This is a genomic window from Bradyrhizobium elkanii USDA 76 (genome assembly GCF_023278185.1).
Taxonomy (GTDB): domain Bacteria; phylum Pseudomonadota; class Alphaproteobacteria; order Rhizobiales; family Xanthobacteraceae; genus Bradyrhizobium; species Bradyrhizobium elkanii.
Genome location: NZ_CP066356.1, coordinates 2,593,469 through 2,616,587, shown reverse-complemented (window position 1 = coordinate 2,616,587; position 23,119 = coordinate 2,593,469). Strand labels below are relative to the sequence as shown.

Here is a 23,119-nt window from a genome sequence, read left to right as displayed (position 1 = left end):
TCTCCTTGTTGACGCTTTGTTTTATGTGTCCTTCCGGGTCTTGCTTCTTGTCTTGCCGGATGTGGTCTCCGGCTTGTCGGTGGCGAGCGCCTTTGCGGTCGCTTCGTCGATGATGAGGCCGTGCAGCACGCCGCTGCGCAGCACGCCGCGCAGCGCGGTCACCTTGGCCGGCCCGCCGGCGATGGCGACGATCCGGTGCTTCCTGAGATCCGCCATGCTCATGGAGGTAGCGCGGGCCGACAGATCGGTGTCCAGCACCGTTCCGTCGGCGCTGAAGAAATGTCCGAGCAGGTCGGCGCAGGCACCGACGCGCTTCAGCTCGACGACCTCGTCGGGCTTGATCATGCCGCTCGACACCAGGAAGCCGTCGCGGCTGACCTGGCCGATGCCGACGAACAGCAGCGAGGCCTTGCGCGCCAGCGCGAACACGTCGGCGATGCCGAATTGCTGCATCAGCACGGCGCGGTCGGCGACCGAATTGGCGAACACCGGCACCGGCAGCAGATAGGCTTCCGCGCCGGTGCGCTCGGCGAGCTTGTGAATCACGTCGAACGGATTGGCGGCAAATTTCCGCGTCAATCCGCCGAGCAGCGACACGAATTGCGCGTCGCGCGCCGGCGTCTGCGGCATCTGCTCCACGACCGCCGCGAGCGTGCGGCCATGGCCGAAGCCGATCACCTTGTCCTGGCCGCGCTCCAGGATCTGGCGCAGGAAGCTCGCGCCCTCCAGCGCCAGCGCCTTCAGCGGCAGATCGCCCTCGCCGAGATCAGGCGCAACGCGGCAGAGCGAGAGGCCGAAGCGCTGCGCGAGATCGTTCTCGAGCGCGACGCATTCGGCGACCGGCCCCTCGACGAACACGCGGATCATGCCCTCGCGGCTGGCGCGCGCGATCAGGCGATGCGCCTTGGTGCTCTGGATGTTGAGGCGGTCGGCGACCTCCGACTGGGTGAGCCCCGCCGCGAAATACAGCCACGCCGCGCGCGTCGCGAGCGACGCCTCGCCGTCGATCACCGGCAGCCTGTCGGGCGGGGGTGCCATATCAGGAAAAGTCCGCTTGCAAATTTCTTCACGTCCTGCAAAAAATTGCAGAGGCCGAACGGGGCGTCAATCCCCCAAACGTGCTGCAGCGCAACCAACATCGACGCGCGCGCACCAGAGAGCGATGAGGTCGCATGGGAGGTTTGTATCTCGGCATCGATGTCGGAACCGGAGGCGTGCGCGCCTGTGCCATCGATGCGCAGGCCGGCATCCGCGGCTTCGCATCCGTCGCGCTGCCCGCACCGCGCGTCGACGGCAACGCCATCGACCAGACACCGGAGCTGTGGTGGCAGGCCGCGTTGGCGGCCATCCGCAAGCTCGGCGACACCGTCGGTCTCGGCGACGTCACGCGCATCGTCGTGGACGGCACGTCGGGCACGCTGCTGCTGGTCGACGCCGCCGGCCGCCCCTGCTCGCCGGGTCTGATGTACAATGATGCACGCGCCACGCGTGAGGCGACGCGCGTCGCGGCGGTCGCCCCGCGCGAGAGCGGCGCGCATGGCGCGAGCAGCGCGCTGGCCAAGCTGCTCTATCTGCTGAGCCATGACTATATCGGCGATGCGCGCCACGCCGTTCACCAGGCGGACTGGATCGCCGGCCGGCTCGCGAGCCATCACGGCATCAGCGACGAGAACAACGCGCTGAAGCTCGGCTACGACCCGGTCGCGCGCGCCTGGCCGCCCTGGCTCGACCAACTCGGCGTGCGCGACGATCTGCTCCCGGAAGTGCTGACGCCGGGCACGCCATTTTCCGAGATGGATCCGCAGGTCGCGCGGTCGCTCGGACTGCCGCCCACAGCGCAGGTCGCAGCCGGCACCACCGATGGCGTTGCGGCCTTCATCGCGACGCGCGCCGACCAGCCGGGCGATGCTGTCACCTCGCTCGGCACCACGCTGGTGGTCAAGCAGCTTGCGACCCAACCGATCTTCGCGGCCGATCAGGGCGTCTATTCGCACCGGCTCGGCGAGCGCTGGCTTGCCGGCGGCGCCTCGAACTCCGGCGGCGCCGCGCTGCTGGTGCATTTCACCGCCGCCGAGATGGAACGGCTGGCACCGCAGCTGACGCCGGACCAGCCGACCGGGCTCGACTACTATCCGCTGCCAAAGCCCGGCGAACGCTTTCCGATCGCTGATCCAACGCTGGCCGCGCGGGTCACGCCGCGTCCAGTGGAGGATGGCCGCTTCTTCCAAGGTCTGCTCGAGGGCATCGCCTCTGTGGAAGCCCTCGCCTACCGCCAGCTGGCGCGGCTCGGGGCGCCGCGCCTGCGCCGCGTCATCGGCATCGGCGGCGGCGCGAAGAACGACGCATGGACCCGGATCCGGCACCGCGTGCTCGGCGTTCCCGTCTCGGTCGCCGAGCAGACCGAAGCCAGCTACGGTGCCGCGCTGCTGGCGCTGAACGGAAGTCCGCCATGAAGGCCGACGCGACCGCGATCGCCGGCCTTCACGCCATCGCCGACCGCTTCGATCATGTGCTGCTCGACCAGTGGGGCACGCTGCATGAGGGACTTGCGGTGTTCCCCGCAGCGCTGGAATGCGTGGCGCGGCTGCGCGAAGCCGGCAAGCGCATCCTGATCCTGTCCAACTCCGGCAAGCGCGCCGCCAGCAACCAGCGACGGCTCGCGACGCTCGGCCTGCCGACCGATGCCTATGACGGCGTGTTGTCCTCGGGCGAGGTCACCTGGCGCGGCCTGCATACGCGCGAGCAGGCGCCCTTTGCCGAACTCGGACGCGCCTGCTTCCTGATCTCGCGCGACGGCGACCGCTCGATCGTCGACGGCACCGACCTTGTGGTGGTCTCGAACATGCGCGAGGCCGATTTCATCCTGCTCGGCGGGCTCGACGATGATGCAGCAGAGCCCGAGCGGTGGCGTGCGCAACTGACCGCGGCCGCCGCACGCCAACTGCCGATGCTGTGCGCCAATCCCGATCTCGTGATGTTTGGCGTCGCGGGCCTGATCCCTGCGCCGGGCGCGCTCGCCGCATTCTATCATTCGCTCGGCGGCACCGTGCTGTTCGTCGGCAAGCCGTATCCACCGATGTTTGCCGCCGCGCGCGATCAATTGGGACGGCCGCCGCCGGGCAGGATCCTCGTCATCGGCGACTCCCTCGATCACGATATCGCCGGTGGACGGACCGCCGGCATGCTGACCCTGCTGATCGGCTCCGGAGCCCACCGCGCGACGCTTGCGCAGGCAAGCGATCTGCCGCGGGCGATCAAGACCGTGGCCGGCACGGCGGCGCGGATGCCGCACTGGACGATGGACCATCTGACCTGGTGAGAACAGCCCCGATGCGACCGCCTCAAATGCTGGATGAACTGCGCCGCATGTCGGCACGCGTCGGCAGGAATATCCTGCTGGTGCAAGGTGCCGGCGGCAATTCGTCGGTCAAGGATGGCGACGTGCTGTGGGTGAAGGCGTCAGGCACCTGGCTCGCCGATGCCGAGGACAAGGAGATTTTCGTCCCGGTCGCCTTGTCGGCCGCGCGCGCGGCGCTGATGCATGGCGACGAACGCGTGCCGCTGGCGCCGAGCGCCGGGACAACGCTGCGCGCCTCGATCGAGACCTCGCTGCATGCGCTGATGCCGCAGCGGATCGTGCTGCACGTCCATTCCGTCAACACCATCGCATGGGCCGTGCGAACCGACGCCCGCGACGAATTTGCCCGGCGCCTGGACGGACTGGCGTGGCGTTATCTCGACTATCATCACCCGGGGCTGCCGCTCGCGCGCGCGGTCAGCGAAGCGATCGCGCAGGATACGGTCGACGTCCTGATCCTCGGCAACCACGGATTGGTGGTCGGTGCGGCCACCTGCGACGCGGCGGAGGCATTGGTCGCCGAGGTCGAGCAACGCCTCGCGCTGGAGCAGCGCGGCGCACCGGCGGCAGATCATGACGCGCTCCGCACGATCTGCGCCGGCACCAATTATCGCCTGCCGCGGGATCCTCGCGGCCACGACATCGCCACCGACCGCTACAGCCGCGCGATCGCGACCAGCGGCTCGCTTTATCCCGATCACGTCGTCTTCCTTGGCCCAGGCCTGCCGATCCTGGAGCATCGCGAGAAGCTGAGCGTCATGATCGCGCAGACCACCGCGAACGGCCTGCCGCCGCCGGTGGCCCTCCTCGTCCCCGACCTCGGCAGCCTGATCCGCGAGGATGCGAGCGACGGCGCGGAAGCCATGCTGAGCTGTCTCGCACTGGTCACCTGCCGCCTGCCCCTGACCACACGGGTCAATTATCTGACCGCAGAGAGCGAGCATGCACTGCTGAACTGGGACGCCGAGCGCTACCGCCAACAACTGACCGCCGATCGCTGACCGTCGGTCCACCGAAGCGCTCGGTGCTTCATCCCTCCTCGGCGGAGAGAAACAGGCGATAGGCCGGATTTTCGCTCTCGTTCCAGTAGGGATAGCCGAGCGCATCCAGCGCCTGAACGAACCGGGTGCGCTCGCGAGGCTTGACCTCGATGCCTGCCAAAATGCGTCCGTAGTCGGCGCCGTGATTGCGGTAGTGAAACAGCGAAATATTCCAGTCGGGCGCCAGGCTCTCGAGGAATTTCAGCAGCGCGCCGGGACGCTCCGGAAACTCGAAGCGGTAGATGACCTCGTCCTTGAGCAGCGGCGCGCGACCGCCCACCATGTAGCGCACATGGTCCTTGGCCATCTCGTTCTCGCTGAGATCAAGGATCGGATAGCCTTCGCGCCGAAGCAGCTCCATGACTTCCCGCTTCTCGACCTCGCCGCGGCTCAGCGCAATGCCGACGAACAGTTGCGCCGGCGCGGTGGTCTCGGCAAAGCGGTAGTTGAACTCCGTGATCGCGCGCGAGCCGAGGGTGCGGATGAAGTGCCGATAGCTGCCCGGCTTCTCCGGCACGGTCACGGCAAGCAACGCCTCGCGATGTTCGCCGACCTCGGCGCGGTCCGCAATGGTGCGCAGCCGGTCGAAATTCAGATTGGCCCCGCTGTTGACGGCAATCAGGCTGCCGTCACTGAGCGCGCCGCGCTCGGCGTAGGCCTTGAGGCCGGCGAGCGCCAATGCTCCGGAGGGTTCGGCGACCGATCGCACGTCGTCGAAGATGTCCTTGATGGCGGCGCACATGGCGTCGGTGTCCACCGTCACGACCTCGTCGAGCAGGTCGCGGCAGAGCCGGAAGGTCTCGGTTCCCACCTTGCGGACGGCGACGCCGTCGGCGAACAGTCCGACCTGATCCAGCGCGACGACGTTGCCCTTGGCAAGCGCGGCCGCCATCGACGCGGCGTCCGCCGGCTCGACGCCGACGACCTTGATCGACGGGTTGAGGAATTTCACGAAGGCGGCCACGCCGGCCGCCAGTCCGCCTCCGCCGATCGGCACGAAGATCGCCTCGATCGGATCGGGATGCTGGCGCAGGATCTCCATCCCGACCGTTCCCTGGCCGGCGATCACATCGGGATCGTCGAACGGATGCACAAAGGTCAAACCACGTGCGGCCTCGATCTCCCTGGCCTTGGTCTGCGCGTCGTCGAACGTATCGCCATGCAGGACAACGTCACCGCCCAAACGCCGGACGGCCTCGACCTTGATGGCGGGCGTCGTCCTCGGCATGACGATCGTCGCCGGAATCCCGAGCTTGCGCGCCGACAGCGCGACACCCTGCGCATGATTGCCCGCCGAGGCGCAGATGACGCCCAGCCTGCGCTGCGCGTCCGGCAGCCTGACGATCTTGTTGTAGGCGCCGCGAAGCTTGAACGAGAAGATCGGCTGGAAGTCTTCCCGCTTCAGCAACACCGTGCGCGACAATCGTTCGGAGAGCCGCGGCATGGGATCGAGCGGCGTCTCGACGGCCACGTCGTAGACACGGGCGGTCAGGATGCTTTGGGCGTAGTCACGGAGCGCGTTGGCGGCGGTGGTCATCGGGTCGCTGCTGTCGATGGGGAGGCAATCGATATCGGTTGCACCTCCCCATCGTCGGCGCCGACCCGGCGAGCGGACGGCACGAAGCCGGTCGCAGGCATCCGGTTCGAAGCATCGCATGACCGGAAGCTGGAGTGAAGCAAAAGACCGCCGGGTCAATCGCCTGGCCGAGCGCATATGAAGCCGCTGCAAAAATATCGAAAACAACCCCATGCAAAGTAGCCGGCGGCGGCCGGCGCCGACCGGGCGACTTGACACGTCGGGCAACTCAGGGGTACATTTCTAGTATTCCGAAGTTTACTGCCAAACGCCTCCGGCATCGCCGGTGAATCGGCGACCCAGCCAAAGATGCCGCCCGGGCGTTGACCGCTTCACGCGGTGAGAAGCGACGAATTCCATTGCCGACCATGGTCTCCCGGCGCCTCCCAGCCCGATTCCGTGACGATCAGCGTGTCCTCGAGCTTGATGTAGCCGCGCGCTGGATGCAGCAGCGCGGTTTCGATCGAGATCACCATCCCGCATTCGAGCGGCCGGTCGGCGTCGTACGGCGCGTAAGGGACCGGGCCGATCGCGGTGAGGCGCGGCGCTTCGTGACTGACAAGCCCAATGCCATGGGCGGTGAAGTCGAGCACCGCGCGATGCGGGGAAGCTTTGACGGCCGCCTCGCCCGCCGCGATGATGTCGCCACCCATGGCGCCCGGCCGGATCGCGCGGCGGGCCACCTGCTGGATATCCTCGATCTCTTGCAGCAACTCGCTCAGCTCGCTGTCAGGCTCACCCAGGATACCCATGCGGCTGAGGTCGCCGATATAGCCCCGGTAGTTTCCTCCGGAATCGATCGAGATCACGTCGCCCTCAGCAAGAAGCTGGTTCGACGGCGCGCGGTTATGGCTCTTGCCTGCGGCGATCAGGCAATATTCGAAGACCAGATCACGTTCCTGCTCCTCACGGCGCAAACGAGCGACGACGTCGTTCTTCGTCATACCGGGTGCGCACCCCTTGAATGTGGCCATCATCGCGTCGACGACCCGTTCGGAAGCCTCTCTGATGAGGTCCAGTTCGGCGGGAGACTTGACGGCACGAAGGCGTTCCAGCGTGAAATGGGCCTCGCGGAACTCGACGTCGCCAAGGCCGGCATGCAGATGATCCCTGGCGTCGGCCGGCAGGAAGCCTGCCTCGATGCCGATGCGCCTGGCCGAGCCCGCGAGCTTCCTCACATGATCGATGGCGAGGCCGATCGCATCGATCGTTCCCCATGCCTCCGCCTTGACAATCGGCGTCCATATCCGTCCGAGCGCGTGCTCGAACTTTTCCATCCGGTTGCCGATGTAGGCGGAATTCTCCGGGTGTCCCTTCTGATAGACGAACACCGGCAGATAGCGGCTGGTGCCGATCGCCTCCATCACGTCGAAAAAGAAGAAACGATATCCACCGAGCAGGTACTGCACGTTGTGACGCGAGGTGACGATCAGGATGTCAAGCCCTGCCTCATCCATCACCCGATCGAGCTTTGCAGTATCGAACGGCGCTGCCGTTGCGATTGTATCGAGCGCATGATCCATCGTATGCCCTTTCGTCCTTCACTGTCCCGCTGCCGCTTTTGCGGCCAGCGAGTTCGGTGCGGCGCTCGCTCCCGCTTTTTCGCCGAACAGGGCGACCGGACGTCCGTGCGGTTCGACGCCGAGGAACGTAAAGGCGAGCCCGATCAAGAGGCCTGCGCCGGCAAGAAAGCAGAACGCCGGCATCACCGCCGCGGCGGTCGCGCTGGGATGCACGAGATTGTCCGCACCAGCGATCAATGCGAGACACAGGGGACCTACGATCTTGCCGATCCCGTTCGAGAGCTGGGCAAGGCCGACCGCGCGTCCCGAAAGCTGAACCGGGAAGATTTCCGCCGGATAGGGCCCGATGTTCGAAAACCCACCGTCGAAGAACACGGCGCCGACGATCAGGAAGACCAGAAACAACGGTACCGTGCCGGCAAAGTCGTTGTGAAAATAGGCGGCGAGCGCCAGCGAAACCGCGGTGCCGTAGCCCATCAACTGGCCACAGGGCTTGCGACCGATCCGATGGGCGAGGAAGGCGAAGCCGGTCCGGCCGAACACGCCGGCGAGGCTGACATAGATGAACATCTTGGCTGCATCCTGGGGAGAGACGCCAAGCAGCAGCGCCACGATCGTCGGTCCCCACAAGAACACACCGTAATTCGCCGTGCTGGCGCCGAACCAGATCAGGACGGTCAGCCAGAAGCGCCGCTGCTCGGCAAAGAGATCGACAAATGTCGCGGAGCTCACCGGCGGCAGTGTGGGCAGGGCGAACGCATCGCCGCCGACCCGATAGAGTTTCCGGATGCTGGCCTGTGCCTCGCGCACGCGACCCTTGCTGATGAGCCAGCGCGGCGATTCCGGCATGATGATCATGGTCAGAATCCCGAGGATGATCGGCAAGAAGCCGACCGCCGCCAATCCACGCCAGCCAACCAGCGGCAGCAGGAAGCTCGCCGTCACCGATGCCGAAAGCACGCCAAGGGCGACCGGAACGACCACGAGGCTCGTGACCAGCGTGCGATGACGGGTCGGCGCAAATTCGACGATGGCAGGAACCGCCGCCGCCGCGCCCGCGGCAAGGCCGAAGCCGACGAAGAAGCGCAGGATCGCAAACGCAACCCAGCCGTCTTCCGGAATGAACGCGATCGCACCCGAGGTCAGGCCGCAGAGCAGAACGCCTGATATCGCCAGCGGCTTGCGCCCGAAACGATCTGCGAGGACGCCCGCGACGAACGCTCCCAGCATCGCCCCGATGCCGGCGCTCATCAGCATGATCGAGGTCTGCCCGAACGTCAGGTGCCATTTCGGCGCCAGCACCGAGACCAAAAATCCGACCACAAAGAAGTCGAAGAAATCGACCACGCCGGTGACGGCGAAGATGATGATCGATAGCCAATAGCGCGCCGTCACCGGCGCTTCATCGAACGGCACTGCGTTCGCTTGCTCAGCCATGGTTTCCCCCTGTTGTTGTCAAGCCGCCTTCTTGTTTGAATTCAGAAATGCCGTCACCGCCTCCGCAACCCGCTCGGGGGCCTGGATCGACGCGACGTGACCGGCGTCCGCGATCGCCTTCATCTCGACGGAGGCAAGGTCGCGGGCGAGCGCAAATGTCTCTGGATTCGGGATCAGCCGGTCGTCGCTGCCCACGAGCAGCAGCGTCGGGCGATCGAAGCCGGTCAGATCGGCAGCGACAGGCTGTGCGAGCAAGGCGCCGCGTCGTGCCTTCTGACCCTCGTCGCGGCTGGAGCCGCGGAAGATGTCGATGAGTTCTGGCCGCGTGCGCAGATAGTCCGGCGGGAAGAAAAACTCGGCGATCTTCGGTGCGTTGCCGGCGGTGTCCGCGCGCCAGGAAGCGAGCGTGCGGAAGGCCTCCGCATTGACGTCGAGCGGGCTTCTGTTGACCTTCCATGTGCTGCTCAGGATCAGGCGATCGATGCGGCCGGGATGGCGAGCCGCCAGCACTTGCGCGATCTGGCCGCCCAGCGAGGTGCCGAACACATGGACTCGATCGTAGCCGAGGCCCGTGATCAAGGCCGCGGCATCGTCAGCCAGATCGGCCAGCGAATAGGCCGACGCAGGATTCCTGGTGGTGCCGGAGTCGCGCTGGTCATAGGCGATCACCGTGAAGTTCGCCGCAAGGACAGGCGCGAGGCCGTCAAACATCGAATGATCGGCCTCGCCGCCATGCAGCAGCACAATCGGTTCGCCATGTCCGGTCTTCTCAAACGCCGTGACGACGCCGCTCGCTTCGAACGATTGCATCGGAGCCTCCGTCAATGCAGCAGCGTTGACAGCGCGCCGGCCAACTCCTTCGCCGGATCCGACGGCAGCCACGGCATCCGCCACGCCACATGTCCATCGGGGCGCACCAGCACGGCGCCGCGCATGCCCAACTGGAATCCGTCCGCCGGATCGGCTGAGGGCAACTGCTTCAGCGACAGCGGCAAGGCGGTCTTCTCGGATACCTGTTTTCCCGCTTCCAGCCACTCGCTGCCGAGCGGACCCGCGACGACGGTGAACGCCTTGTCGAACCAGTCGAGCGTCGATTTCTTGCGCGAAGGCTCGAGCCACAAATGCGGAAAGCGCGCGCCGGGACGGTCGGTCGGCGTGTAGTAGCGCGAGTTCAACGCCTTCGCGACCGTGCCATCGGGGATCACCGCGCCCTCCTCGTAATTGTGGCCGAGGTTCTGGCCGATGCTGTGCAAATGATTGTCCATATCGTTGATCCAGAACCTGATCCGGTCCGGATCGCGCGACCGCACGGCGTCGTCGGTCAGCCCGAAACGCAGCCTGTTGCCGTAACTGAAATTGGCATTGGACTGGGCGATCGGGCGGCGTTCGCTGGAATAGCTGTCGAGCAGCTTTTCATCCGCCAGACCCTTCAACACGAAGGCGAGCTTCCAGGCGAGATTATGCGCGTCCTGAACGCCGGAGTTCAGGCCGAATCCGCCGGTCGGCGGAAAGCGGTGCGCACAGTCGCCGACGAGAAACACCCGGCCCTTTCGAAAACTCTCGGCCACCTGCATGCTGACACGCCAGATCGAGCGGTTCAGAAGCGTCACATCGAGGTCGGGAATGCCGACATGGCCGCGCGCGATCTCGATGAATTCCTGGTCGGTCCACGGCCGCTCGCGATCGTCCTTGGTCAGGCCGATTTGGGTCACGGTCAGCCAGCGATCGCGGCCATTGGTGTTCAGGATGCCGGCGCGCGGCAGATCGGGCTTGTCCGGGACGATGATGAAGCCGGCGGCCTCGCGCGCGATCGGAAGCCGCGAAAGATCGGCACGCCAATACTCGTTCGACATGACCGCCAGCGTGGACGGCCCGACCATCTCGATGCCGGCGCTGCGCCGCGTCTGGCTGCCCGCGCCATCGGCTGCGATCAAATATGTCGCCGTCCATCGCGTCACCTCGCCGGTCTTTTCGCAACGCATCGTGACGTTGACCCCGCTGTTGGTCTCCTCGAACGATTCACAGGCCGTGTTGAACAGGACCGTGGCGTGTTTGGACTTTTCGACCACCCGCAGGATTTCCTCCTCGACGGCGTCCTGGGCGACCAGACTCTTCCAGGCGGGGGTATGACCGACATTCGGTTCGGGACGGGTGCGGCCGAATTCGTGACCCGCGATGCTGTCGAGGAACACGAACATGTCGGAGTTGTCCTGCAGGCCGCGGTCGCGGATCGCCTGCTCGATCCCCCATTGCCGGAAGATCTCCATGGTGCGGACCCAGCAGCCGCGCGACTTGGGATGATCCGTCGTCGTCGGGCTCTTCTCGACCACCACGCAGTCGATGCCAAAGCGATCGAGCAGCAGCGACATCGCAAGGCCGACCGGCCCGCCGCCGGCGATGAATACGGACGTCTGGCGTGCCTCATCGGTGGCGATGCCCATCCTCGTCTCTCCTCCGTTTGATCGTTGCGAGGAGACTGCTCCTTTTTTGGTATCTCACAAGAATATGTTTGATATGGTATCCATCTCGATTTGAGATGGAGTGCCCGTCATGGACCTGCGGCAGATCCGCTATTTCGTCGCCGTCGCCGAGCGTGGCGGCTTTGCCGCGGCGGCGAGCACGCTGAATGTCGCCCAGTCGGCGCTCAGCCGCCACGTCAAGGAACTCGAAGACGAACTCGGCGGCGCCTTGCTCGAACGCGGCGCACGCGGGGTCTCGGTCACGGAATCCGGCAAGGTGCTGCTTGCGCGCGGGCGCTGGCTGCTTGGGACGATCGACGACATCAAGGCCGAGGTGCGCACGGAAAATCGGGAGCCGAGCGGTACGGTGCGGATCGGCGCGCCACCAAGCCTCGGCGATATCCTCTACCCGCCGCTGGCCCAGACCTTCGTCAAGCAATTTCCACGCGTGCGGCTCGAGCTGAGCGAGGGCCTGACCGAGAGCGCATCCGAGCGCCTGCTGCGGGGTGAGCTCGATCTGGCGATCGTGACGACGCCGCCGCCCAACGACCACCTCGACTATGAATTGCTGATCGTCGAGCAGGTGTTCCTGATCGGGCCGTCGCGCGACCCGCTGCTGAAGCGCGGCCGGCTGACCCGCAAGGAGTTCGACGCCTTGCCATCCGCCGTCGCCCCGCTCAGCCGCAACCCGTTCCCGTCGACCATGCTATGCGCGGTGCGGGTCGACAACAGCACACCGATGAAGCGCATGGTGGCCGCAGGCCTCGGCTATGCTTTGCTGCCCTTCTCGGGCATTCACCAGGAAGTGGCCGCCGGCGCGCTGTCGGCGGCGCTGTTGCCCTGGATGCGCGCCGAGCGCGTGCTGGCGCTTCCGCGCGGGCGGCCGGTGAGCCGGGCAACGCGTGAAGCAATTGCCGTTCTTAAGAAAATCTGCCGCGCCCTGATCGATGAGGGAATTATCCTGACGGTGGCGACGCGCAAAGCCTGAACGCGCCGCTCCACGCCAAGCGGTCTGCTCATTCCTCGCTGTAGTCCGACGCGCGAGCCGTATCCGTTGCGTCCGGCTCCAGCTTCCGATCAACCAATCGGCTTGACCATAGTTGTCATGACAACTATAGAGTCATTCCAAGATTGGCGATCAAGCCGGCTGTTCCCGCCGTGAGAAGACGCGAGCCGTGATGCGGCTCTGCGGCGACTTTGCACGGCCGGCGGTTAGTCGAAGGGAGGACGTTATGAACGCTGCTTCGCAGACCCACGCGGCAAGGCTGAGCGAGATTTCCCGGCTCATCGACGACCGCCCCGGCGAACGCATCTTCGAAGTCGATCGCCGGATCTTCACCGATCCCGCGGTGTTCGACGCCGAACTCCGGCATATCTTCGAGGCCACGTGGAATTTCATCGGCCTGGAATCCCAGATCGCCCGGCCCAACGACTTCGTCACCACCCATATCGGCCGCCACCCCATTCTGGTGATGCGGAGCACTGAGGGCAAAGTCGGCGCCTTCCTCAACACCTGCCGGCATCGCGGAACGATCGTCTGTCCGTTCAAGCAGGGCCGGCAGAAATTCCATGTCTGCCGCTATCACGGCTGGGCCTACGATTCGGGCGGCCGCAACATTTCGGTGACGGAGGAAGCGAGCGGGCAATATCCGGCGTCGTTCTCGAACAGCAATCACGACCTTCTTCCGGTCGCGCGGCTGGGTTCGTATCGCGGATTCCTGTTCGCAAGCCTCTCGGCCGACGTTCCGCCGCTGGAGGAATTTCTCGGCGACACCCGCGCGTTCCTCGACCTCATCATCGATCAGAGCGACAGCGGCGAGGTCGAGTTCGTGCCGGGCGCCAGCACCTACACGTTCGATGCAAACTGGAAGCTGCAGTTCGAGAACGGTCTCGACTATTATCACTTCGCGACCACGCACAGCTCCTACGTCGATATCCTGAAGAAGCGCAATGCCAGCGCCGGACCGGATGCCGGATTCACCGTCGAGCCGGAAGGCGAGCAGGAAGGGCAAGGCAGCTTCAGCTTCGATTACGGCCACGCCGTCAACTGGTCGATCAAGCACACGCAGCTCTATGGCCGGCCGCTCGGCATGGACCCGGCGCGTCTCGACGCCGTGCGGCAGCGCGTCGGCAGCACGCGCGCCAAGTGGATGCTTCGGCAACGCAACCTCACGATTTTTCCGAACCTGCAGGTCATCGACATCCTGTCGGCGCAGGTGCGCACCTGGCGGCCGCTGGCGCCCGACAAGACCGAGATGGTGTCGCATTGCCTTGCTCCGGTCGGCGAAAGCGCCGCGGCGCGCACGCTTCGCATTCGCAACTACGAAGACTTCTTCAATGCCTCCGGGCTGGCAAGCTCGGACGACAACGTCATGTATGAGTTCTGCCAGACCGGCTACGAGGCGACCACCGCCGCGCCCACGCAAGGTTATCTGCGCGGCGTCGCGGAGGTCGGCCACGGCGAGAGCGCACACACGCGCGAGCTCGGCATAACCCCTTCCGAATGGTCGTTCGGCCCCACCAGCTTCGGCGGCGAGACGAACTTCCATCCCGGCTATCGCGAGTGGCGCAGGCTGTTGCAGCACGCCGCCGGGGAGACGGCGTGATGGCTGCCAGCGCAATCAGGCAAACCGATGCCCACGCGGTCGCGGCCGCAACCATCTTCCGCGAGGCCCGCCTGCTCGATACCGGCGAATGGGCCGATTGGGTCGCGATGTACAGCGAGGATGCGGTCTATTGGGTGCCGGGATGGCTCGACGAGTACACCACCACCAATGATCCCGACACGCAGGTCTCGCTGCTCTACCACGATGCGCGGCGCGGGCTGGAAGAGCGGATCGCAAGAATCGAGTCGCGCAAATCGATCACCGCGCTGCCGCTGCCGCGCACCGTGCACCAGATCTCGAACCTGGAAGCGTCCGAAACCGGGCCCGAACAGATCACCTGCCACTCGGTGTTCTCGGTCCACGTCTACGACCCGCGCGTAGCCAAGGAGCATCTGCGGCACGGGCGCTACGAGCACACGCTGCGGCGTGACGGCGAGACCTGGAAGATCGCGCGCAAGGTCATCACGCTGGTCAACGACCGCGTCCCGACCGTGCTCGATTTCTACAGCATTTGAGAGGGCACATGACAGATGATCAGGGGACCTGGCACGAAGCGGCCGCACTCAGCGCGTTGAACGAGGGCGAGCCGTACGGCATCGAAATCGGCCGCCACCACGTCGCGCTCTATCGCGTCGGCAATGAGTACTACGCCACGAGCAACATCTGCACCCATGCGGAGGCGCTGCTGTCCGACGGCATTCTGGAGGGCTGCGAGATCGAATGCCCGCTGCACATGGGCCGCTTCGATATCCGCACCGGCGAGGCGCTGACCAATCCGGTCGAGATCGACATCCGGACCTATCCGGTACGCGTGGCGGGCGACAGGCTCGAAGTCTGCCTGCCCGCATAGGACGACCATCAAAAATCAAGAATCGGGGGAAACAGGGATGACCGAAGTCGTGATGGACAAGGCGGCGATAGCGACCGCCGATCCGGAGATCGAGCGCAGCACGATCCGCAAGGTCGCGCTGCGCCTGATGTGGTTCGTGATGGCGATGTACTTCCTCGCCATTCTCGACCGCGGAAACATCTCCTTTGCGGCGCTGCAGATGAACAAGGAGCTCGGGCTCAATGCCGAGAAGTTCGGCATCGCGGTCGGCATCATGTACTTCACCTATTCGATCTTCGAGATCCCGAGCAATCTCATCCTCAGCAAATACGGCGCCCGCGTCACGCTGACGCGGATCGCGATCCTGTGGGGCATCGCCACGGTGCTGATGGCATTCACGCAAGGCCCGCTCAGCCTCTATGCATTCCGCGGCTTCCTCGGCTTTGCCGAGTCCGGCCTATTTCCCGGGGTGATGCTGCTGCTGAGCCTCTGGTTTCCGTTCAGCTACCGCGCCCGCTACAACGCGATGTTCAACTATGCGGTGCCGATCTCCTACATCTTCGCCTCGCTGATCTCCGGCGCCATCCTCGAGCTGAACGGGGTGTTCGGCATCTCGGGCTGGAAATGGCTGTTCATCCTCGAAGGGCTGCCGCCCGTCATCCTCGGGATCGTCGGCATCTTCTATCTGACCGACCGCCCGCAGCAGGCGAGCTGGCTGTCGACGGCGCAGCGCAACTGGCTGATCGGCGCGCTGGAGCGCGACGCCAAGGCGACCGGGGTGGTGCATGCCGAAGGCGTGCTCAGGACCATCACCAAGCCGATGGTGCTGCTGTTCGGCCTGTGCAATTTCGGCCTGTTCTGCGGTCTGGCTTCGCTGTTTCCCTGGCTGCCGCAAATCATCAAATCGTTCGGGCTGCCGAATTCACAGGTCGGTTTCGTGACCGCGATCCCGCCCGTCGCCGGCCTGATCGGCATGATCGCGCTGTCGCGGCACTCCGACCATGTCGGTGAGCGCTTCTATTATGCTGCGATGACCTTCGTGATCGCAGCGGCCGGCTTCGCAATAGCGGCCTTTTCAACATCGCCGGTTTGGATCATCATCGGATTCATGGTTGCCAATGTCGGTGTCTATGGTACGCAGGCCGTGTTCTGGACCATTCCGCAGTCCTACATGTCGCGGCAGAGCGCGCCGGGCGCGATCGGCCTGGTCAGCACCATCGGCAGCATCGGAGGCGCGACGATCCCGATCGTGATCGGACGCGCCAAGGATGCCTCGGGCAGCTTCACCATCGGATTCCTCGTGGTGACAGGCGTTCTCCTGGTCGCGGCGACGCTGGTCTTGATCGCACGCACTCAACTCGTGAAAGAATGAGCAGTCGCACCGCCACAAGTCGTACCAAGACCCCTGCCCCGCGCCGCGCCGCGCAAGAGGATGCGCGCTCGGAACTGGTGATTGATTTCGAGCGCTACGTGCCCACGGTGCTGTCCAGCCTGGTCGCGAAGCTGCGCGCCAACGCCAATGCCTTCTTCCCGCAGGCCTATGGCGTGTCGCTCGCGGAATGGCGGGTGCTGTCCTTTCTCAGGGAGCACGAACCGGCAAGCGCCTACGACATCTGGACCAACGCGCAACTGGACAAGGCCGTCGTCAGCCGCGAGACGACCTCGCTGAAGAAAAAGGGCCTGATCGAGCTGACGCCGGTGCGAGGCAGCGCCCGGAACCGGACCGAGATCCGGCTGACATCGCAGGGCGTCGCGCTGCTCGACCGCAGTCTGGATGAAATCCTGCGCCGGCACAGCAACCTCACGGCCGGCCTCGACGCCAAGGCGCTGGACGGCTTCTTCCGCGTCGTGGCGCATATCGAGCACCGCATTCCCCACATGGCCGACCAGACCTCGAATGCCGTGCCGGCCCATGCGCCGGTCAAGCGCATCACGAAGCGGAGACCGCCGACCGGCGCCTAGAGCTTTTCCCGTTCCGATGGAATCGGAACGGGGCTCTAGATTCTTGTTTTGACGCGTTTTCTTCACGCGAAGCGGTATCCACTTCGCTCGAAAACGCTCTAGCGACACTTGTCCGGTGAGGAACCCGCGTAATTTATGTTTCAGTAAGCAAGTTGTAGCTAGGATCGACCAGTGAGTTGCGTATGGGAGACTTCCAGTGATCGACTTTGACGAACTTCGTAGTATCGCCGCGGATGTTCGTATCTTTATCGACGCGTCGGAAGACAAGGGCGGCGCCTTGAAGGCCATCGTCGAGGCCTACGACGTCGTTCTGGGGATTTTCCCGGCCGGCCCGGGAATGGATCTTCACGTGGTCAAGGGCACTGAGGTGCTCAATCACATCGCGCAGACCCAGGCCTCGTCGGGCTTTACCCACACCGCCATCGCATTCCAGACCCGTGAGCAGGCTGTTGCGCTTCAGCAACTGATGGCGGCCTAGCCACCGGCGTTGCGCTCCCGCATTTGCGGGGCGGCTGAAGCGATCGCATCGGCGGATCGCAGGGTCCCGATCGATGACCGAAGCGACTTGGACCGTCGAGAGCTCGAGGGTCGGATCAAAATTCCTCACCCTGCATCTCAGGGCACGGGTAGATCAAGCAGCGGCTGCTGAGCGGCATTGCGCAGTCGTTCGGCATGGTATTGCGCGACACAATCCCAGGGGTACTCGACCAGGAAATCGGCGATGCGCAGCACCGCCGCGGCGGGCTCCGCGTACCGGATCGAACTGTAGACGTCTTCCCAGCGCGCGCAGAACGCCAGCTCCGAATCGCCGCGTTCGCCGCACAGCTCGTAGACCGTGATGGCGTCGGCAAAGCCCTTCGGCCGGATCTGGTCGACGCTGCGGAACGCAAATCTGTGTTCGGCACGCGCCCTGACGGCTGCGCTCACCAGGACCTGCGTGCCGTAGTTCTTGTTGAGGCCTTCGAGACGCGAGGCCAGATTGATGGTGGCGCCGAGCGCGGTGTAGCTCATGCGGGCGGCGGAGCCGACATTGCCGACCACGGCATCGCCGAGATGCAGGCCGAACCGCGTGCCATAGGCCGGCCAGCCTTCGCTCCGGAACGCCCGGTTGAGCTCGGCGTTGCGGTGAATGCAGTCCAACACGGCCTCGCAGGCATGAACGACGTGGTCGGGGTCCTCGTCCGGCGCATTCCACAGCGCCATCACCGCATCGCCGATGAACTTGTCGATGGTGCCATGGTGTTTCATGATCGCCTCCGACATCGCGGCGAAATAACGCGAGGTGAAGATCATGACCTGTGACGGGTCCGCCTTCTCGGTCTTCGCAGTGAAGTCGGCGACGTCGGTGAAGAGAACCGTGACCTCGCGCCTGATGCCGCCGAGCTGCAGCGAGGCTCCGGACTGCATCAGCTGACGGACGATCGGCTGCGGAATGAACCTTGAGAAGTTGCGTACGACGGTGCGCATCGTAAACACCGAGCGCCCCAGTTCATCGATCTCGTCGATGGCCGATTGCATCCGCGGCCGGTCGGCGAGCTGAAAGCGCTGGATCTCGTCGGTCTGCCGCGCCAGCTCGCGCAGCGACCGGGCGAGCAGCGAGCCGAGCCAGAACGCGAACGGCAGCATCGCGATCACAAAGCCGAGCGCGATGGCGAACAGCGCGCGCCGCTCCGAGATGATCTTGGCAAAAAACTCGTCGAGCGGGGCGACCACCGCGAGGTGGATGTTGGCCGCACCGGCCGTCTCGATGCGGTGAAAGGCCGCGACAAGGGTCCGTCCGTCGGCGTCGGTGAAGAACTGCTGGGCGAGCCCGTCGCTGCGCCAGGACTGGATCGCCGCGGACAGGCCGGGAAGCTTGATGGCATCGATCCGGGGCAATGCGTCGCTGCGTTCCGTCATCAGCTCGCGCATCTCGGGATGGCCGACGATGCGGTCGGCGTCGTTGAACAGGAAGGCCAGCCCGGATTTTCCGAGCTTTTGCCGGCTCAGCATCTCCTCGAGGCGATTGAGCAGCAGGTCGGCGGCCACCACCCCGCGGCGGCCCTCCCCAAGCGGCGTGCGCAGCGTGTAACCGGGCTCCCCGGTCGCGTAGAACACGTAGGGCCCGGTGAGCAGCGTCTTGCGATCCTTGAAGGCGTCGACATACCAGGGACGCTGCCGCGGGTCGTAGCTGTGCGGCCCCGCCACCTTCGCGACCTGAGTCAGGTTTTCCGACAGGAACAGCGTCACCGGCGCCGCGGTGGCCGCGCCGGAGCGGGCAATGACGACGACGCGGTAGACGGCGTCGGGGGCGACATTCAGCGCCGTGCGGAATTGCGGCTTGGCGCGATCGATGACGTCCATCTCCAGGAAGGAGCCGTCTTCATATCCGACATAGAGATTGAAGATCTGCGGATTGTTGCGCAGCATCGAGGCCAGCAGGGCGTAGAGCCTGACATTGTCGGCGACGTCGGCCTCCTGGATGGCCGGTATTCCTGCCAGGATCTCGAGGCTGTCGCGCACATTCTTGAACTGCGCGTCGATGCGATCGGCGCCGATCTGGCCTACCTTGTCGATGAAGGTGCTCGCAGCCATCTGCGTGATCGACGAGACCCGCCTGAAGCTGAGATAGACCAGCGTCAGTCCGACCACCAGCACCGCGGCGATGACCACCGTGACGATCGAGGTGCGGAAGCCGATACGAACCGGCCCCCGGCCGGCCTCGCGCGCATCACTCATCGAGCTCGTCGTTCGCCTCCGCTAATATTTGCGCACGATCGGCTTCGCCGAGGCCGGCGCGGGTGGCGCCGGCGAGATCGCGAAGGTGACCCAGGTGTTCCAGCCTTCGGGACGGTTCTCGGCCGCGAACTCCTTGTAGCCCTTGATGTTGAGATAGCCTTGCATGTCGCCCACCGGGAACATGAAGCCGACCTGCGGTCCGACGCCGGCAATGCGCGAGCGGAAGCCTCCAAGCGTGGCGCCCGGGCCGGTGTCGTCGGAGATTTGCTGCATCACGTAACCGACGAGGCCGAGCTGGACGTTCGGCGTGAAGAAGTGCGACGCGCCCCAGTCGAAATGGAAGTCGACGCCGCTCTGGTATTGGGTGTCGGGATTCTTGAAGTTGTAGGTGAAGCCGACAACGCCGGAGAATTCGTTGCCGCTGTGCGGGTCGAAATAGGTGTAGCCGCCGCCAAAATCCATCGCACCATGTCCGATGCCGATATTGGCAAGGCGCACCGGATCATAGGCCCCGACCGGGACGTCGCCGGTCGCATAGACCATGATGTTGTTGACCCCCTTGTTCCACTTCAACGTGACTTGCGGAATGACGTCGCCGATATCGGTCAGCGCCTCGGAGCGCGACAGGTTGATCGTGTTGCCCAGCGGCCCGGTCAGGGACGCCGCGACCGAGGCATTGTTGCGCCCGCCGAAGCCGAGCAGGCTGACCGAGCCGACCGCGCCGAGGCCCGGCACCGCGAAAGTATAGGTAGGTCCGAAGATCGCCAGATCGCCCTGCCCGCCGATGCCGAGATCGATGCGCCCACCGCGCGGAAAGCGTGCCCCGGCGGCAGAGGAGACCTCGGTATGGTAGTAGACCGTCGCCCACGACCAGCCCGGCGTTCCCGGCACCGCGGCGAGACTGCCGAAATTGCCAGGCAGCCAGAAGCTGATGCCGCCTTCGTCGGCGAACGCGGCTTGCGGCGTCGCCGACAGCGCGATTGCGCCAGCCATGCCCAGTGCGGCGCGCTTGCGATTCTTGACGGTCTTCATCCCGAGCTCCCCATTTCGTTCAAGACATCATAGCGGATTCGCGGGCGTCTCAGTTCACCGCCTGCGCCTCCGGGAATTTCCACTTCCCGTTCAGGATCTCCGGGCGCGGCCGATAGAGCCGGACCGTGTAGTTCCAGCCCTTCATGATCGGCAGGCAGTTCGGGATCTTGTCGTCGCAGCCGCCGAACTGGATCGCGATCGACCCATCGGCGGATTTCTTCGCGGTGATGTTGTTCAGCGTATACGCGTCGTAGGGATTTTTCTCGAAATATCCCTTCGCGTCGTACACGCTGATCGACCAGAATGCATCGACCGGCACCTCCCTGACGGTCAGCTTGTAGACCGTGGTGCCGTCGTTCCGGGAAGGCGTGATGCTGAGATAGGACGCGTCCTTGTCGGGATTGCCGCCCCAGCCGGCGGCGGTGCCGATCAAGTGCCTGACCGGATCGACCTGCCCTTTGGCCCCGAACGCGTGCGCGAAGCCGCCGGTGTAGTCGTTCAGCACCAGAAGCGCATCGCGGATGCTCTTCTGGCTGGCCTGGTCCCAGTTCGGCACCTCGAACTTGCCTTGTGCCTTGCTGACCTTGATGGCGTCTTGCAGCGCGTGAACCTGAGCCACATCCTTTGAATCATTGGGATCGACCAGCGTGCGCAAAGCGAGCAGCAGGTAGCGCGTGCCGGCCTTCGCCTTGTCGTAGGTGAAGCTACCCGCGCGATATTCGATGTTGCCGACCACATAGTGATCTTCATTGACCGCCATCAGCGAACGGAAGCGCTTGCCTGCATCCGGCAGCGTGATGGTCACCGGGCCGGCGTCGAGGTCGAAGACACCAGAGGAATAAAGCGTATCGCGATTCGCCCGGATCACCGCCTGCTTGTCGATCGACATCGGCTCGCGGTGATGGAACAGCTTGCCGGTCCCGCCCGCATCCTTGACGTTGCCGCCGAAATAGAGATCGGATTCGGCGCGGGCGAAATTGTCGACGGTGACCGGCACCGTGCCGCCAGCGGGTGATTGCGCGTGTGCGCTCGTGACCACCGCAAATGTTACCAAGCCAAAAGCAATTTCTCTGATCATCATCTGTCGGCTTCCCCTACGAAATCTGCTGGATCGGCGGCGCTTTCCATTGCCCGGACAGCGCCGTGGGCTTCGGCCAGTACAAGCGCATCGCCGCGAAGAACGGCCCCTTTGGCGCCGGCAGCCAGTTGGCTTCCTTGTCCTGACCAGGCGATTCGTTCTGGACATAGAGCGTGATCCCGCCGTCGGCATCGCGCTTCAGGTTCGGTAACATCGGCGAATTGATCAAATAGCGGTTGAGCGGGTTGGCGTAGAGCAGGCTCGCCGGCAGCTGGTACATAGTCAGCGACCAGAACGCGTTGACCGGCGGCAGCTGACCCGGCGCAAAGCGCATCGTGTAGCGATTGGCGCCGTCGAGCTTCCGTTTGGCAGCATCCACGAAGTAAGCGGGATACATTGCCTCCTGCTTCGAATTTCCATAGATACCGAGCACCGCCGCCGACATCCGCTGCATATAGTCGTTCTTCAGATACTCTCGTGTTCCGAACCCGTCGGCGCTCGACGATTTCCCGGTATCGATCTTCGTCTCCTTGAACTCGGCAAAAGCCTTCCAGGCATCGGCCATGCCGTCCTGCAAAGCCTTGCGGGTCTCCGGCGACAGCGAATTAGCGTCAAACGGTTTCCCCGCACCGATCCCGATCCTGGCAAAGCGCGCCATCAGCGCTTTCTCGCTCGGATGCGTCGGGCAGAACTGGAGGAGGAAGTTGAGGATGCCGAAGAATTCGAGCGAGTTGCGCTCCTGCTCGGCAGTGATCGGCTTGATGAACGCAACCTCGGGCGCAGCCGCGGGCGCCGGCTTGCCAAGAAACTGCGACAGCGTCTGCACCTTGTAGCCGGCCTGAATCTTCTTCACATTCTCGATGTCGCCAGGGTTGAAGAGCTGGGTGCGATAAAGCACGAAGGCAAACTGGGTCTCACAGCGAATGACCTTCCTGATCCCCTTCGGCTTTTGGCCCTTCCAGGTCGGCCCCGCCAGCAGGTAGCTCCCTGCGCCATTGCCGGTGGCGCGGCTGCCGACATAGGCGAAGTCGAACGTGTACATGTCGATGAATTGCAGAGAGTAGTAGCGACCCTTCTCGACGGCCGGCACCGTGAACACGATCGGCTCGGCACGCAGGTCCGCGCCGACATAGGAATACGGGGTGTCCGAATTGGGGGTCTGGATCGCCTTGTCGTCGGGCGTGTAGACCCGCGCGTTGTTGAAGATCGTGTTCCACGGCGCCTTGTATTCGGCACCGCCACGATCGACGAAGTAGGAGTATTGGATCCGGTAGCTGTCGACGAGCGGGAAGCCGTAAATGTAGGCATCCTTGGCGATCGCCCGCGCATCGTCTGCCGACACGGATTGAGCCCAGGCGCGAGACGGCGCGAGCAGCCCGCTGGTCAGGAGCGCGGCAGCGCCGAGCAGCGTCTGCCGCCGGTTCACGACGCCTCGCCCGTCGCGCCGCGGCAACGCTTCGTCTTCAGCAAATGACCTCTTCATCGATATCGTGCCCCTTCC

General features: G+C 64.7%; 20 protein-coding genes. 10 read left to right on the top strand and 10 right to left on the bottom strand.

The genetic code is table 11. The annotated features are described in order from the left end of the window. Window positions 1–21: 21 nt before the first annotated feature. Window positions 22–1,038 (bottom strand): sugar-binding transcriptional regulator, encoded by a 1,017-nt coding sequence (locus tag JEY66_RS12530; protein ID WP_016846934.1) that lies wholly within the window; start codon window positions 1,036–1,038, stop codon window positions 22–24. Between the two features lie 134 nt (window positions 1,039–1,172). Between JEY66_RS12530 and JEY66_RS12525 the strand changes: the two genes are divergently transcribed. From JEY66_RS12525 to JEY66_RS12515, 3 genes are read left to right on the top strand one after another with little or no spacing between them, the layout of a single operon-like run. Next, window positions 1,173–2,453, top strand: a complete 1,281-nt coding sequence (locus JEY66_RS12525) for an FGGY-family carbohydrate kinase (protein WP_018273211.1) — start codon at window positions 1,173–1,175, stop codon at window positions 2,451–2,453. Next, entirely contained in the window at window positions 2,450–3,319 is an 870-nt protein-coding gene (locus tag JEY66_RS12520) for a TIGR01459 family HAD-type hydrolase (RefSeq protein ID WP_016846931.1), read from the top strand. The genes JEY66_RS12525 and JEY66_RS12520 overlap by 4 nt, the downstream gene beginning before the upstream one ends. 11 nt (window positions 3,320–3,330) lie before the next feature. Further along, window positions 3,331–4,359, top strand: a complete 1,029-nt coding sequence (locus JEY66_RS12515; protein WP_026193202.1) for a class II aldolase/adducin family protein — start codon at window positions 3,331–3,333, stop codon at window positions 4,357–4,359. Window positions 4,360–4,387: 28 nt separating this feature from the next. Here JEY66_RS12515 and ilvA read toward each other — a convergent pair whose 3' ends face one another. The 5 genes from ilvA to JEY66_RS12490 all read right to left on the bottom strand — a co-directional run bounded on the left by ilvA (window position 4,388) and on the right by JEY66_RS12490 (window position 11,375). Then, on the bottom strand, window positions 4,388–5,935 hold the full coding sequence (ilvA, locus tag JEY66_RS12510; RefSeq protein WP_018273213.1) for a threonine ammonia-lyase, biosynthetic: 1,548 nt from the start codon (window positions 5,933–5,935) through the stop codon (window positions 4,388–4,390). 371 nt (window positions 5,936–6,306) lie between these two features. Then, window positions 6,307–7,497 (bottom strand): M24 family metallopeptidase, encoded by a 1,191-nt coding sequence (locus JEY66_RS12505; RefSeq protein WP_018273214.1) that lies wholly within the window; start codon window positions 7,495–7,497, stop codon window positions 6,307–6,309. Window positions 7,498–7,515: 18 nt separating this feature from the next. Further along, window positions 7,516–8,934, bottom strand: coding sequence for an MFS transporter (locus JEY66_RS12500; protein ID WP_018273215.1), 1,419 nt, complete (start codon window positions 8,932–8,934; stop codon window positions 7,516–7,518). A gap of 18 nt (window positions 8,935–8,952) precedes the next feature. Further along, window positions 8,953–9,744, bottom strand: a complete 792-nt coding sequence (locus JEY66_RS12495; protein WP_018273216.1) for an alpha/beta fold hydrolase — start codon at window positions 9,742–9,744, stop codon at window positions 8,953–8,955. Window positions 9,745–9,755: 11 nt separating this feature from the next. Next, window positions 9,756–11,375: an FAD-dependent monooxygenase gene (locus JEY66_RS12490; RefSeq protein WP_018273217.1), complete on the bottom strand. Its 1,620-nt coding sequence runs from the start codon at window positions 11,373–11,375 to the stop codon at window positions 9,756–9,758. A 109-nt stretch (window positions 11,376–11,484) separates the two neighbouring features. Here JEY66_RS12490 and JEY66_RS12485 point away from each other — a divergent pair, with 109 nt between their 5' ends. From JEY66_RS12485 to JEY66_RS12455, 7 genes are all read left to right on the top strand, one after another. After that, window positions 11,485–12,381 carry a LysR family transcriptional regulator gene (locus tag JEY66_RS12485; protein ID WP_018273218.1) on the top strand — a complete coding sequence of 299 codons (897 nt, stop codon included), beginning with the start codon at window positions 11,485–11,487 and terminating at the stop codon, window positions 12,379–12,381. A 244-nt stretch (window positions 12,382–12,625) separates the two neighbouring features. Continuing rightward, window positions 12,626–13,999, top strand: coding sequence for an aromatic ring-hydroxylating oxygenase subunit alpha (locus JEY66_RS12480; protein ID WP_018273219.1), 1,374 nt, complete (start codon window positions 12,626–12,628; stop codon window positions 13,997–13,999). Further along, window positions 13,999–14,514 carry an aromatic-ring-hydroxylating dioxygenase subunit beta gene (locus JEY66_RS12475; RefSeq protein ID WP_018273220.1) on the top strand — a complete coding sequence of 172 codons (516 nt, stop codon included), beginning with the start codon at window positions 13,999–14,001 and terminating at the stop codon, window positions 14,512–14,514. Before JEY66_RS12480 ends, JEY66_RS12475 begins: the two co-directional genes overlap by 1 nt. Before the next feature lie 8 nt (window positions 14,515–14,522). Beyond that, the gene (locus JEY66_RS12470) at window positions 14,523–14,849 is read left to right on the top strand and encodes a non-heme iron oxygenase ferredoxin subunit (protein WP_018273221.1); all 327 of its coding nucleotides are present in this window, start codon (window positions 14,523–14,525) and stop codon (window positions 14,847–14,849) included. A gap of 37 nt (window positions 14,850–14,886) precedes the next feature. Next, entirely contained in the window at window positions 14,887–16,200 is a 1,314-nt protein-coding gene (locus JEY66_RS12465) for an MFS transporter (protein WP_018273222.1), read from the top strand. After that, entirely contained in the window at window positions 16,197–16,790 is a 594-nt protein-coding gene (locus JEY66_RS12460) for a MarR family winged helix-turn-helix transcriptional regulator (RefSeq protein ID WP_018273223.1), read from the top strand. Before JEY66_RS12465 ends, JEY66_RS12460 begins: the two co-directional genes overlap by 4 nt. Window positions 16,791–16,986: 196 nt before the next feature. Continuing rightward, window positions 16,987–17,268 (top strand): hypothetical protein, encoded by a 282-nt coding sequence (locus tag JEY66_RS12455; RefSeq protein WP_018273224.1) that lies wholly within the window; start codon window positions 16,987–16,989, stop codon window positions 17,266–17,268. 137 nt (window positions 17,269–17,405) lie between these two features. On the opposite strand, the gene JEY66_RS12450 is transcribed toward JEY66_RS12455, so the two are convergent. From JEY66_RS12450 to JEY66_RS12435, 4 genes are read right to left on the bottom strand one after another with little or no spacing between them, the layout of a single operon-like run. Next, window positions 17,406–19,508, bottom strand: coding sequence for an adenylate/guanylate cyclase domain-containing protein (locus tag JEY66_RS12450; RefSeq protein WP_018273225.1), 2,103 nt, complete (start codon window positions 19,506–19,508; stop codon window positions 17,406–17,408). Between the two features lie 21 nt (window positions 19,509–19,529). After that, a complete protein-coding gene (locus JEY66_RS12445; RefSeq protein ID WP_018273226.1) occupies window positions 19,530–20,540 on the bottom strand; it encodes a SphA family protein in 1,011 nt (336 codons plus the stop codon). A gap of 49 nt (window positions 20,541–20,589) precedes the next feature. Next, window positions 20,590–21,621 (bottom strand): DUF1214 domain-containing protein, encoded by a 1,032-nt coding sequence (locus tag JEY66_RS12440; RefSeq protein ID WP_018273227.1) that lies wholly within the window; start codon window positions 21,619–21,621, stop codon window positions 20,590–20,592. Window positions 21,622–21,634: 13 nt separating this feature from the next. Beyond that, complete coding sequence (locus tag JEY66_RS12435) at window positions 21,635–23,101, bottom strand: DUF1254 domain-containing protein (protein WP_018273228.1); 1,467 nt, start codon at window positions 23,099–23,101, stop codon at window positions 21,635–21,637. Window positions 23,102–23,119 lie beyond the last annotated feature (18 nt).

Bases quoted from the DNA above. Each gene is read 5' to 3' on its own strand.
- JEY66_RS12530 (WP_016846934.1), bottom strand. From the start codon at position 1,038: ATGGCACCCCCGCCCGACAGGCTGCCGGTGATCGACGGCGAGGCGTCG.
- JEY66_RS12525 (WP_018273211.1), top strand. From the start codon at position 1,173: ATGGGAGGTTTGTATCTCGGCATCGATGTCGGAACCGGAGGCGTGCGC.
- JEY66_RS12520 (WP_016846931.1), top strand. From the start codon at position 2,450: ATGAAGGCCGACGCGACCGCGATCGCCGGCCTTCACGCCATCGCCGAC.
- JEY66_RS12515 (WP_026193202.1), top strand. From the start codon at position 3,331: ATGCGACCGCCTCAAATGCTGGATGAACTGCGCCGCATGTCGGCACGC.
- ilvA (WP_018273213.1), bottom strand. From the start codon at position 5,935: ATGACCACCGCCGCCAACGCGCTCCGTGACTACGCCCAAAGCATCCTG.
- JEY66_RS12505 (WP_018273214.1), bottom strand. From the start codon at position 7,497: ATGGATCATGCGCTCGATACAATCGCAACGGCAGCGCCGTTCGATACT.
- JEY66_RS12500 (WP_018273215.1), bottom strand. From the start codon at position 8,934: ATGGCTGAGCAAGCGAACGCAGTGCCGTTCGATGAAGCGCCGGTGACG.
- JEY66_RS12495 (WP_018273216.1), bottom strand. From the start codon at position 9,744: ATGCAATCGTTCGAAGCGAGCGGCGTCGTCACGGCGTTTGAGAAGACC.
- JEY66_RS12490 (WP_018273217.1), bottom strand. From the start codon at position 11,375: ATGGGCATCGCCACCGATGAGGCACGCCAGACGTCCGTATTCATCGCC.
- JEY66_RS12485 (WP_018273218.1), top strand. From the start codon at position 11,485: ATGGACCTGCGGCAGATCCGCTATTTCGTCGCCGTCGCCGAGCGTGGC.
- JEY66_RS12480 (WP_018273219.1), top strand. From the start codon at position 12,626: ATGAACGCTGCTTCGCAGACCCACGCGGCAAGGCTGAGCGAGATTTCC.
- JEY66_RS12475 (WP_018273220.1), top strand. From the start codon at position 13,999: ATGGCTGCCAGCGCAATCAGGCAAACCGATGCCCACGCGGTCGCGGCC.
- JEY66_RS12470 (WP_018273221.1), top strand. From the start codon at position 14,523: ATGACAGATGATCAGGGGACCTGGCACGAAGCGGCCGCACTCAGCGCG.
- JEY66_RS12465 (WP_018273222.1), top strand. From the start codon at position 14,887: ATGACCGAAGTCGTGATGGACAAGGCGGCGATAGCGACCGCCGATCCG.
- JEY66_RS12460 (WP_018273223.1), top strand. From the start codon at position 16,197: ATGAGCAGTCGCACCGCCACAAGTCGTACCAAGACCCCTGCCCCGCGC.
- JEY66_RS12450 (WP_018273225.1), bottom strand. From the start codon at position 19,508: ATGAGTGATGCGCGCGAGGCCGGCCGGGGGCCGGTTCGTATCGGCTTC.
- JEY66_RS12445 (WP_018273226.1), bottom strand. From the start codon at position 20,540: ATGAAGACCGTCAAGAATCGCAAGCGCGCCGCACTGGGCATGGCTGGC.
- JEY66_RS12440 (WP_018273227.1), bottom strand. From the start codon at position 21,621: ATGATGATCAGAGAAATTGCTTTTGGCTTGGTAACATTTGCGGTGGTC.
- JEY66_RS12435 (WP_018273228.1), bottom strand. From the start codon at position 23,101: ATGAAGAGGTCATTTGCTGAAGACGAAGCGTTGCCGCGGCGCGACGGG.